Origin of the sequence: Brevibacillus nitrificans, from assembly GCF_003710965.1 — a bacterium.
Lineage (GTDB): Bacteria > Bacillota > Bacilli > Brevibacillales > Brevibacillaceae > Brevibacillus > Brevibacillus centrosporus.
The window spans coordinates 696,097-708,397 of sequence record NZ_RHHU01000003.1 but is presented as its reverse complement, the minus strand read 5'-3'; the positions used below and the strand labels follow the sequence as shown (position 1 = coordinate 708,397).

Genomic DNA, 12,301 nt, shown 5'->3' with positions numbered 1-12,301 from the left:
GTGTGGGTTTAGAAGTTGTAATCATTCATGTTATCTTTGCCGACCCCGACCCAAGCGCTGCCGAACAAGTATTTGTCATTGACGACCTTGATGCTTTCGTAGCCCTTCACCCCGAGGTTTGCACCTTCCTTGATATCTGCTTTCTTACCATCCAGGACCATAACAGCCAGCTTGTTCATCACATATCCAGCGTCAGCGGGGTCCCAGAAGCCAATCATGCTCATCGCACCGCTATCCAGATATTGCTTGCTGACGGACGGTACGCTCGTGCCCACGACGCTCACTTTTCCTTGCAGCCCCATTTCTTCTACTGCCAGTGCCGCGCCAGCAGCATCGTTACCCGACGCGCCCTGGAAGCCTTTCAGATTCGGATAAGCCTTCAGTGTTTCGCGGAATTTCTCACTCGCTGTCTTCTGATCGTCATTCGTTTCCAGCTTGCGGGCGACTGCTTTCATGTTTGGGTATTTCTCCTGCTGACGCTTGTACGCGCCCTCTTCCCACTGCATGTGCGATTTCGTCGTTAAGCTGCCCACAGTCGTCATGTATTCGCCCTGCTCGCCCATCGATTTCGCCAGACTGTCCATCAAGAACGCGCCGTAGTCCAAGTTGTCGAACGCTTCGATATTAAAGTCCGTATTTTCAAAGCCGTCTGCCTCGTGTGTAATGACTACAATGCCTTTTTCACGTGCCTTTTTCAGCACGGGCTCCAACGCTTCGGCAGAGAACGGAACGACGGTAATCGCGTCTACCTTTTGCGCGATCAGGTCCTCGATAATTTGCACTTGCAGCGCCGCATCTGCTTTCTGCGGTCCTTGCATAAACGTTTCGTTGCCTGTTTCCTCACCGAACTTCTTGATTCCCTCGTTCATTCGATCAAACCATGCGACACCCGTCAATTTGACCACTGTTGCGATCTTGTACTTTTTCCCGCTGGCCTGTTGTCCTGTCTGGTCTTGTGGTTGTGTACTTCCGCCGCCACTGCATGCTGACAGTAAGAGCAGCAATACAGCCAGCATCAGGCTCACGAGCGTCAAGCTCCTTCTCTGTCTGTTCATCATCGTCGACCTCCCTTATCTTCTGTTTGTAATGAAAATGACATGGTCACATGTCATGCACTACCTCTGCCGAAACGCTTTTACCTTTTCCATGAACGCTTTTACTCGCTCTTGATCCACATGATTTTCGAATTTTCCGTCTAATTTAAACGTTGTTCCGACAACCGCACCGTCCGCAATGGAAAGCTGCTGCTCCAGATTTTGCATGCGGACTCCGGTGTTCGCCAGGACGACTGTTTCGGGAACAGCATCCTTTACCCGCTTCAACATTTGCGAATCGGTCGCTGTCCCTGCCGTCAATCCGGACACGCACAAGGCATCCGGCCGATTGTTGAACACGGTGGATTTCGCGACATTCTCAATATCCCGATCGGCCAAGTACTTCGCGGCTTCTGGAACGATATTGAAGAGCAGCTTTACCTTCTCTGCTCCGATCCGATACTGATGACGTACCGTCTCGCCTACATTGGTGTTCCATATCCCAAAGTCGCTCGCGTAAACGCCCGTAAAGATTTCACGGACAAATTGCGCCCCAGTTGCGGCAGCCAGATCCAATGATTTTTTTGCATCCCAGAGCACGTTGACTCCAAAAGGAATTTGAATATCGCTTTTGAGTTCGCCGATGATTCTCGCCATCGCTGCTACTGTCTCCGTTTTTACATCGGTCAAATACGGCAGGCTAAACTCGTTGGAAAACATCACGGCATCCACGCCACCGTCCTGGAGCGCTCGCAAATCCTTTCGCGCCATTTCCACGACGTATTCCATCCCTTTTTCTTTCTGAAAGGAAGGGTCTCCTGGCAAAGGAAGCAGGTGGCACATGGCAATGATTGCTTTTTCCGTTCCGATTATGTCTTTTAACCAAGTCATGATTTGACTCCACTCCTCTGGTAGATAATAGGTTATCCGCGGCTAAGATCCAAATTTTGGTCGAAAGTGAGCAAAAGCTTTTCCAGCAAGCAAATGAGTTGCTCCACATCCTGTAAATCCACTGCTTCTACTGGCGCATGTGTGTAGCGTGCTGGGTAGCCGAGATCGATCATTGGAATGCCGTCATTTTCCAATTGGCTAAAGGAAGCATCCGTCAGAATGCCCATAAAGACTGCTTGCTGCAGTGGAATTTCCTGTTCGCTTGCAATCTTTTGCACATGCTTCACCAGCTTGGGATTGGGGATGAGTCCACCTAAAGTGCCTCTTCCATGGAAGGTGTACATGCCAAGGCTCGGGCCGCCGCCGAGACGAATATCCGCGCTGCCTTTTAGATCAGGGGTATCTGTCGCGATCGTAATATCCAGCGTGATTGCCAAGTGCGGATTTATCTTTCGCACGGCTGGCAGCACCCCGCGCAGGTTAAACTCTTCCTGTACGGAAAAGACAATGTACAGCTCGCAGGGCAGCTCGGTATGCTGCAAACGGTCTGCCAGCTCCAGCAAGGTCAGGCAGCCCACGCGGTTATCGAGAGTATTGCCAAATACGATCGAGCCATTGTCAAAAAACTGTCGGGCGTAGCCTACCGGTGTACCTGGTGAAATTCCTGCATCCAGCGCCTCCTGCTTGCTCCGAAAGCCAAAGTCTGCATAGATCTCGTTTACCGGAAGCACTTTATACTTCTCGTCTTGCTTTGTGACATGGTGGGATTTCGTGCCGACAATCCCGTTCCACCGCTTTCCCTCCACTTCGATCAAAAGAGTGGTACCTGCCAAGCTCTTCTCCGGAATTCCTCCCAGCCGCTCCAAGCGCAAAAAGCCGCTTTCCTCGACTTTGGTGACTACCAATCCGAGTTCGTCCATATGAGCGAACACCATCACCCGAAACGGATTTTTTGTCTGGATCCGATTCATTCGCACAATGACATTCCCGAGCGGATCGACCTGAATATGCTCTGCCGCTCCTGCCAGCCTCTCCTTTACATAACGGATGACTGAATCCTCGTATCCGGACAGAGCCAGACAAGACGTCAAATCACGTAGAACCTCTTTCATTTTTTGATAGTCTGGAATCATGCTTTCGTTCCCCCGTTGTTTGGTTAAGTGAGCTCATCCATCAAATCTCGTGTTTGCCGATACAGCCTGTGATAGAGTTCGTAGTAGCGCTCATAGACAGGCAGATGCGTCTTCTGCGGTGCAACCTCTTCCTTGACTCTTACCCATTGAGCCATATCCGTAAGTTCTCGATACCAGCCGAGTCCGAGCGCACACAAAAAGGCGTTTCCGTAAGAAGCACCCAGTGTAATTTCCGGGATGACCTGAGTCAGTTGGCAAATGTCACTCACGCTTTGCAGCCAAAGGCGATTTTTGACACCACCTCCTACCGCAATGGCTCGATGGATCGGGACATCCAAGCTTCGGATTTCGTCCATATTGTGGCGAATGGAAAAGGAAATGCCCTCTAAAATCGAGCGGTACATGTCAGACTGCGTGTGATGGAGGGAGAGTCCAAAAAACACACCCTTTGCCGCAGCGTGATGAATAGGCGTCCGTTCTCCGCTAAAGTAGGGAAGGGTAAGCAGCCCATTTGCCCCAGGTGGACTCTGCTCCGCCAGCTTCATCGCATACGTGTAGGCTTCATCGACCGTCATGCCATCTCCCTTTTGTCCAGCTGTCGACAAGCATTGATCGATAAACCAGCGGGTGAGTGAGCCTGCTGTAGCCGTGCCACCCGTAATGGTGTGATAGCCAGGAACGGCGTGCAAATTGGCCCATAAGGTTTGTGTCCTTGGCAAATGGGGAGCAGCAAGAATGAAAAAGGTAGAGCTGCCGTACATCAGCATCAGATCGCCTTTGTTCACCGCTCCTACGCTGATCGCCTCGGAAAGCGCGTCGGCTGTACCAGCAATCACCTTCGTTCCGGGGGCAAGTCCAGTCTGTGCGGCTGCCCGCTTCGTTACTTCTCCAGCGATTTCGTGGCTCCAGGTGAGTCGGGGCAATTTGTCCAACTCACAGATTGCACCCGCCATTTCCTCGCTCCATTTCAACTGATGAATGTCCAAAAGCGGTGAGTAAGACGCAGCCGTATAACGATCGATGACCTGCTCATCCGTAAGCTTGTAGACGAGATACCCTGAACCACAGAGAAACTTGGCCGTTCGCTCGTACACATGCGGCTCCTCTTGGCGAATCCAGAGTATTTTCGGTCCTGCCGATTGAGCCGATAAAGATTGTGCCCCAACTTGGAAAATCCGCTCTACTCCTATTTTTTCGTTACATTCATGGACCTGCTTTTGCGATCGCGTATCGACTCCGTACAAGATTGCTTTGCGTAGGGGCTTTCCTTCGCTATCGACCGGGACGACGGCTGGGGCGATCGAGCTAACCCCCACTGCTTTGATCTCGTCCGGTCGGATCCCGTATTTGGCAGCGGCCTTTTGCGTGATGGCTTTGCTCAAATGCACAAAGTCGTGCCACCACGTATGCTCCGCATCGTGCTCGGCCCAACCGCGTTGCGGGATTTCCAGCAGATGGGCCACCGACTCGCTCAAAAGGAGCTTGCCGGTCTCGTTTACCAACGCTCCCTTTGATTCATAGGTCCCGATATCTATCCCCAGCACATAAGCCACATTTTTCACTCCCCTCGCAGCCCAGGTAGATCGCCTCTAGTGCGCTGGACATATGGCTAGACGTAAGTAATTTTTCCTTGGAAATGGTCTTCTGGAAGCTCCCCGCCAAAGTCGCCTTTGTTCGTGATCATTTCATCGATCTGCTCGGCTTCACATACCTGGATCAAGGAAGAATGTCCAAATTTCGTCCTGTCCACAAGGGCGATGACTCTTTTGGAGCGATCGATAAATGCTCGTTTCACTTCCGTCTCTTCGATGCTGTAATCCGTGAGACCCGTTTCCAGATTGATGCCTGCTACCCCGAGATAAAAGCGATCAAAAGTGAATTTCCTAATCGTCTCTTGGGCGATGCTGCCGACCATCGACAATTCCGTTTTACGAATCAGCCCACCGATCATATACACCTGGAGATTGCTCTTGGCGAGAATGGAAGCGACCTGGATGCAGGAGGTAAATACCGTGATCCCCGAGCGCTTGGTCAGCTCTCTCGCCAATTCAGCCGTCGTGGTACCGACATCCAGTGCAATGACCTCTCCCTCCTGAATCGTATTTGCTACGTACTTGGCTATCGATTGCTTGAGCTCGTTGTTTTTCTTTTGCCGTTGATTAAACATGGGCTCAAATCCTAGCTCGGGTAGAGAAGCTCCTCCTCTTTTGCGAACGATCATCCCTTTCTTCTCCATCGCTGCCAAGTCTCTGCGAACGGTAACCTCGGACACATACAGCGAAGCAGCCAGTTCTTCCACCGACAACGGGGATTTTTCGTTCAGAAAATTCAGAATATCTTTCTCGCGATCTGTCGCCATGCTTATCGATCTCCTCTTGACTGAAATGATACATGAATGATCATATTCGATCAATTAAAAATCACGAATAATCAGAAATTGATCATTTCAAAATAGTAATTCGATCATATGTGATCACGAAAGCGATTGCAATACTCGGCAGCAGAATAATGAAGAATCGAAAGTTCGTTTTATGCCCGTACCGAATGATTACAAGGAAAAAACGTCAGGATCCCTCTCGTGGACACTGACGTTTTTTCTGCTGGCTAGTTATTCATGTATGCTCTACTTACGAAAGCTGAGTTTCTGTTTGTCGGATAATTTCGGAGATACTTTTGCTGTAGTTACGATAACGCCTGCGATGATGAGGAATGACCCGATCAATTGCAAAGGACTCACAACATGACCAAGCAAGGCAAATCCGAGGATCATCGCCACGAATGGTTCAAGATTTAAGAACATTGCCGCTCTTGCAGCCCCTACCTTTTGCAACTGACTGTTCCATACGAGGGTAGACACTCCTTGAATGACAATTCCCGTTGCTATCAACAGGAACCATGCCCAGGCTTCTGTACTCATCTGGCCTACCGATTCAGTACCCAGGGCAATTGGAGACAAGCACATAAAGCCAATCAAATTCTGGTAAACAGTGACAGCTATAAAATCATAGGTTTGTACCAGCTTGCGGACACAGACAATGGAAAGGGAAAAAGTCAGCATGGTGATCAAAATATAATAAGCCCCTTCGGAAATTTCCAACTCGTTTCCGTTGGTGATGATAAGAAATACACCAGAGATGGCTATTACAGCTCCAATAACCAACCGCAAAGTCATTTTTTCTTTCAGGAACAATGCTGCTAAAAAGACGGTTGTAATGGGGGCAAGTGCCAAAATTAAGCTGGCAGTTGCTGGATCCGTTGTTTCCAGGCCTTTGTAAAACGACCATTGATTTAGTCCCATCCCAATCATGCCCAAAAAAAGAAAGAGAGTCAGATCACTTCTTGCAATATTGAACTTTTTCTTATGCCACAAAGCATATAGGACTAAAAATAGAACAATGAAGAGTAGACGGGTACCTGATAACAGTAGCGGTGGGAACTCACGAACTAAGATAGAACCAAATACAAAGTCACTCCCCCAAAAAATGACGCACATCAGTACAAGGAGATAGGAGCGAATCATGCAGCAGCATCCTCTTTTGATTTATTCTTCTACGGTTACCTTATTCAGTTGAAAGAACCCAATTGGATCCATGGAGAAGTCTTTGACCTTTTCGCTTACGATAGCCAGGTGATCGACGATTCGGATCGGAACGACCGGGGCATCTTTCCACTCTATTTCCTGCAGCTTTGCATAGATTTGGTCGCGTTTTACCGGATCACTTTCTCTGCGGCCTGCCTCGATTAGCATGTCCACTTCCGCGTTAGCGTAGAAAGCATGGTTACCAGGATCACCGAAGGAACTGCTGTGGAAAATATTCCACTGAACAGAATCACCGTCACCGGTCGCGTTTCCCCAGCTGCCGATAGTCATCTCATGCTCTCCTTTTCCTGCGGCAGCTAAATACGCGCCATACTCCATTGACTTCACTTCTACATCGATACCGATTTCCTTTAATTGAGCTTGAATGACTTCGGCCAGGTTCACACGCTCTTTTTGATCCCCCGTCATAATCGAGGTTGTAAATCCATTTGGATATCCTGCTTCGGCTAGCAGCGCTTTTGCTTGGTTCACATCATAGTCATAGTCCTTTAAAGTAGGATGATAGCCGACGACCTTGGGTGATAATGTGGAAACAGCCTTTCTGCCCACATCGTTGTACACGCCTTTGATAATCGCTTCTTTATCGATCGCATGCGCAATAGCTTGCCGGACGCGAACATCATCAAAAGGCTTTTTCTGCACGTTAAAATCGAGCCACTCGATGCCCAGCCCTTCTGTGCGCAGGAGTTTGATAGAAGGAGATGATTGCACGCGTGCAAGCTCCGAAACCGGGACTTGATCTGTTAAATGGGCTTCTCCTGTTTCTACCATAGCGGTCCGTGTGGTATCTTCAGGTACGATCTTATAGATCACTTTCGCTATCTTTGGTTTTTCGCCCCAGTAGTTTTCGTTTCTCACAAGTACCATTTCTTGTCCGGGTGTCCATGACTCAAAGGAAAAGGGACCGGTACCTACCGGATGCTTCGCTAGGTCCTTTCCATATTGCTCGATCGCTTTCGGGCTAATAATACTTCCATCATTAATAGCCAAGCTGGCAAGCAGCGGAGCATATGGATAATCCAAAACGAACTGAACCGTGTAGTCGTCGATTGCTTTAATCTCTTTCACCATAGCAAAGACGGCAATACGCGATGAACCAACGTTTTTATCCAATATCCTCGCAAATGTCTTTTGGACGGCTTGAGCATTGAATGGAGTTCCATCGTGGAAGGTTACCCCTTGACGGAGCTTAAATTCCCAGGTGACATCATTCAGCTGTTTCCACTCGGTAGCGAGTGCAGGTAAAAACTTCATGTTTTGATCGCGTTGCACAAGGCCTTCATAAACTTTGCCCATAGAGATATAATTCGAAGTGTTGTTGTTCGTAATGAAATGTGGATCTAAGGTTGTCGCATCCGCCTTTCTGGCAATAATCAATGTCCCCTGTGTGTTCAGCGTCTCTGCAGTTGTGCTGTTGTTGGAAGCATGCTGCTCTGAATTGGAGCTGCAGCCGATCAGAGCTAATGCAATTCCCACAACTACCGCAAGATAAGCAGCGAGAAAGCGTTTATTCACCATGATGAATTTCCCCCTTTACTCAAATGGAAATACACGGTACATTTAGATAATAGATAATTTTCAGTAATCTGTTTTTGGTGTTTTGTGCTTCCAGGAATAGAGAATCGTATAGCTCGATCTACACGATTCTCCTAGATATATCCTTTAGGTAGTGCCGCTTCGACTGAAGGTCATGTTACCCTTTTTGGCATTTTTCAATAACTCGAAATGATGGTTGAAATAGTTCTTCTTCCGGAAGTTGTTGGTAATCCCTTTCAAGATAACTGAGGCGCATTTTGTCAAAATAGGTTTGCCCTTTGATGCGCACTGCTTCAAGGTCAACTCCTGGAATCTGTCTATCTCTCATAACGGTTCGTCCGTTGATGATCGACATTTTTACATCTCTACCAGAACCGGACATAATCATCGTGCGGATCGGATCTTCTACTGGTCCTATGTGGAAACCCTCTAAATCGACTACGATGATATCCGCTTTTGCACCAGGCGCGAGACGGCCAAGATCTTCACGGCCGAAAAATTGAGCTCCTCCAAGAGTTGCTGCGCGAAATACGTCTGCATAAGTAGAATCCTGCACGCCTCCTTCCAAGATGCGTGATACCATGCTGGCGGTGCGAATATTTTGGAAGAAGTCCGGTGGAAACGTATCTGTGCCGATTGCCAAATTAATTCCCCTTCTCTTATACTTGGCAAAGGTCTCAAGTGCTGAACCGTGTCTGCCGATGACGAGAGGGCAGTGAATCACAGTGGTACCTGTTTCCGCCAGCAGTTGCAGGTCGTCACCTGTTCCCTCGTCAACTTTACTGTAACCGGTTACAAAGTGAGCGTGAGGGATGCCTGTCCGAGGCCCCAAAAAGCCCAAATCGTAGAGAAAGCGAATCGGCGTTTTGTTATGTCTGCGCTGGATTTCCCCAAACTCATACGCCCCTTGTGCCGCATGTAGTTTTATGGGAACACCCAATTCATCACTGTATCGTTTCGTGTTGATCAAGTTTTCGGGTGTTTGCATTTCGATCCGCTCAGGTGCGAGCATGCCGCGAATCAGCCCATCATAGGCACCGTCATAATTCTTGATGAAATTGACAGCTCGTTGAAGACCCAGCTCTCCTTCTTTTTCATCCCAATACACGACCATGTCACCATTCGGTTTGATCACGCGTGTCCCCGACTGAAAACTGGAACCCAAATACATGCGAAGACCCAGATTGCCTGCATGGTGTGCGGCCGCTTCTATTTCCTCATAGGTTTCCGTCCATTTTTTATAGAAGCTGCAGGTGATCGGCATTGCTGTTGTAACGCCATTCAAGATTAGTTGCGTATAGGCATACAAGGATTTGAACGCTTCTTCTTCCGCGGTCATCACTTCACGAGATTGATAAAAGTAATCAGTCGACCATAAAAGGTTCTTGGATCGCTTCGCATCTACTTCGAGGTGAATGAGATCGTGGTCGATATCCCCTAGCGCATTCAAGTCGATGAAGCCAGGGCTAACAACAGCGTTGCCTGCATGGATGACTTCATCCACTTCTCCATCATAATCGTGACCAACGAAAATAATCGAATCATTCTCATAAACCAACTCGCCGTCTTTGACAATTACGTGGTCATTCCCATCAAATCCAATGACAAACTTGCTTGTAATCTTTGTTTTCACCTCTACCATATCTCCTTTGCTTGGTCTAAAACTAGAAATCTATAAATCTATGAATCAGGATAGCTAATACCCTAAGCGGTACGGCATCGGAGGCTTGGCATCCTCTTCTAAGGTTTTGAGAGCATGAAAAGCCCAGTAGGGATCTCGCAGCATGCTTCTTCCTACAGCAATCAAATCTGCTTCCCCTTTGGCGATGGTCTCTTCCGCCAGCGCAGGATCATCCAGCATTCCTACGGCGATTACGGGTACATTCAGTGCTTCCTTGAACGCTTTGGCAAATGGTACCTGATAACCGGGATAGTTGCCCGGTTTTCGTTTTCCGAGAGGGGCTTCCCCACCGCTTGAAACATCGAACATATCCACCCCCGCTTCTTGATAACGGCGTGCGAGGTCGATGCTGTATTCCAGATCATACCCTCCCTCCATATACTCAATAGCGGAAATACGCATGATCAAAGGCATGTCTTCGGGCATTACGCTTCTGAAAGCTTCAATTACCTCTAGACCGAATCTAGCACGATCACGCCCATACTCATCATCTCGTTTGTTTATGGATGGAGAATGGAATTGATGGATGAGATAACCGTGCGCAGCGTGAATCTGAAGCGTATCCATGCCTGCCTCTACGGCTCTTCTGGCTGACTCTTTGAATTTCTTTACAAGATCCTTCACTTCTTCTGTGGTAAGCGCACGCGGTGTATCGTGCTCAGGACTCAAAGGAATGGCGGATGGAGCAACAGGTACTTCTGCTTTGCGACCGGAATGGGCAATTTGAACGCCAATTTTGGTCCCATATTTTTGTACCTCCGCGATTACCCGCGCAAAAGCAGGAATTTGCGCATCTGACCACAATCCAAGGTCATGATCACTGATCCCGCCGTACGGGTCTATGTCTGTCATTTCCATAATAATCAGTCCGGTACCACCAACCGCGCGGGAAACATAATGAACAAAGTGCCAATCATTTGGACTCCCAACCTTTGCTTCCGCGGAGTATTGGCACATCGGAGGCATCACAATTCTATTTTGTAAAGTTAAACCTTTAATCGTATAAGCACTGCCTAGATGGGACATAGCTGTTTTCCTCCTGAATGACCATTCTGCGATTTCAAACTTATCAAGAGAGATCGACATCGGCACATGAAAGTTTTCCAGAAACCAGTTTTCCTTTATTTAGCACGGCGTGTCGTCTCGCTTTTCTTGCCACAGCCTCTGCCGAACAGCTTGCCTCAACAAGCACTCCGCTGGCTTCGTCCCCTTGTTTCGGCCAAATACGATTTCCCTGTTTGTCTAGAACGGTCTTTCCGCCAGTAATGAAACCAAGCGTTTGGGATAAAGACAGCTCATTATTCCAGCGAAATCGCTCTGCCAGCCGACTCGCGCGATCCAACATATCTCCGTTGCCAAAGGGTTGCCAGGAATCAAAAATATTATCGCTGCCAACGGCAACCGCTACCCCTCTTTCGTGTAACAGAGGAACAGGTGGGATTGGTCTATTGATGGGAACGTGCGTGATGATGGTGATTCCAGCGTCTGCTAGAATATCCGCCATCTCCGTCGCTTCGCCCTCCGAGAGCTCCCCTAACCCAAACGCATGGCTAATCGATACTCTTCCTTGCCATCCCGCATCAACCGTAATCTCTGCCAACCGTTTCATCGTATATGTACCTAAATGGCTTGGATCATGTAAATGTAAGTCAACTCCTGTATTTGACTCTACAGCGAGTTCCATCATCATTTGCAAGGAGGCTTCGACATTACCGTCCACTGTAGCTGGATCCACACCTCCAACCAGATTTGCTCCAGAATGCAGTGCCTCTCTGACCAATTCTCGCAAGTTAGCACGTACCAAACCAAAATCAGGGAATGCAACAATCTCATAATTTAACTTGCCATCAAATGTGAGCAACGCCTTCTGGACAGCCTCCAGATTTTTTAATCCTAGCTCTGGGTGGATGTCTACATGAGTTCGCACATGAGTGGAGCCTGAACGCAGCAGAATGTCCAACAATTTTTCTGCTCTTTCCTTTGTGGTTGTCGATAGGCTATGTAGGATGCGTTTTTCCCTTTGGCTTCGCTCAATAATATTCGAAACCGGAAACGGCGCTCGCCATGCATCCCCAATTAAGGTTTTATCTAAGTGAACATGCATGTCTTTAAATGCGGGGAGTAATAAGTGTTTTTCTGCATCATGTGCAGGGAGCTCAGTCTGTAACGGCGTAGAAGCGGCAACAATTTCTCTAAATGTTCCATCTTCGACCAAGATATTGCAAATTTCTGTCTTGGTCGCTCTAACAAGGCCATCCTCAAATTCATAGCCACTCTCTAAACGGACATTTGTTAACCAAAACTTTGTACTCATCCACTTTCTCCCCTTCCTGGTGAGCTGTTGGTAAGGGGATAGCTAAAAGACTATCCCCGACTTAGCTTGCTGCGCCAAAAGGCTTGACACAGCCTAGCTTTCTTACTGATC

10 protein-coding genes are annotated in these 12,301 nt (G+C 48.3%); all 10 read right to left on the bottom strand.

What is annotated here, in order from left to right:
- Positions 1-8 precede the first annotated feature (8 nt).
- Positions 9-1,058 (bottom strand): autoinducer 2 ABC transporter substrate-binding protein, encoded by a 1,050-nt coding sequence (locus tag EDM59_RS05275; protein WP_221176035.1) that lies wholly within the window; start codon positions 1,056-1,058, stop codon positions 9-11.
- A 57-nt stretch (positions 1,059-1,115) separates the two neighbouring features.
- Positions 1,116-1,925, bottom strand: coding sequence for a BtpA/SgcQ family protein (locus tag EDM59_RS05270; RefSeq protein WP_122922634.1), 810 nt, complete (start codon positions 1,923-1,925; stop codon positions 1,116-1,118).
- A 32-nt stretch (positions 1,926-1,957) separates the two neighbouring features.
- The gene (locus tag EDM59_RS05265; protein WP_122922633.1) at positions 1,958-3,058 is read right to left on the bottom strand and encodes a M42 family metallopeptidase; all 1,101 of its coding nucleotides are present in this window, start codon (positions 3,056-3,058) and stop codon (positions 1,958-1,960) included.
- Positions 3,059-3,081: 23 nt separating this feature from the next.
- Complete coding sequence (locus EDM59_RS05260; RefSeq protein ID WP_183192809.1) at positions 3,082-4,611, bottom strand: FGGY-family carbohydrate kinase; 1,530 nt, start codon at positions 4,609-4,611, stop codon at positions 3,082-3,084.
- Between the two features lie 56 nt (positions 4,612-4,667).
- Positions 4,668-5,417: a DeoR/GlpR family DNA-binding transcription regulator gene (locus EDM59_RS05255; protein ID WP_122922631.1), complete on the bottom strand. Its 750-nt coding sequence runs from the start codon at positions 5,415-5,417 to the stop codon at positions 4,668-4,670.
- Between the two features lie 264 nt (positions 5,418-5,681).
- Complete coding sequence (locus tag EDM59_RS05250) at positions 5,682-6,578, bottom strand: DMT family transporter (protein ID WP_122922630.1); 897 nt, start codon at positions 6,576-6,578, stop codon at positions 5,682-5,684.
- A 21-nt stretch (positions 6,579-6,599) separates the two neighbouring features.
- On the bottom strand, positions 6,600-8,177 hold the full coding sequence (locus EDM59_RS05245; RefSeq protein WP_122922629.1) for a glutathione ABC transporter substrate-binding protein: 1,578 nt from the start codon (positions 8,175-8,177) through the stop codon (positions 6,600-6,602).
- A 175-nt stretch (positions 8,178-8,352) separates the two neighbouring features.
- Entirely contained in the window at positions 8,353-9,828 is a 1,476-nt protein-coding gene (locus EDM59_RS05240; RefSeq protein ID WP_122922628.1) for an amidohydrolase family protein, read from the bottom strand.
- 63 nt (positions 9,829-9,891) lie between these two features.
- The gene (locus tag EDM59_RS05235) at positions 9,892-10,902 is read right to left on the bottom strand and encodes an NADH:flavin oxidoreductase/NADH oxidase (RefSeq protein ID WP_122922627.1); all 1,011 of its coding nucleotides are present in this window, start codon (positions 10,900-10,902) and stop codon (positions 9,892-9,894) included.
- A gap of 43 nt (positions 10,903-10,945) precedes the next feature.
- Complete coding sequence (locus tag EDM59_RS05230; protein WP_122922626.1) at positions 10,946-12,190, bottom strand: amidohydrolase; 1,245 nt, start codon at positions 12,188-12,190, stop codon at positions 10,946-10,948.
- Positions 12,191-12,301: the final 111 nt, after the last annotated feature.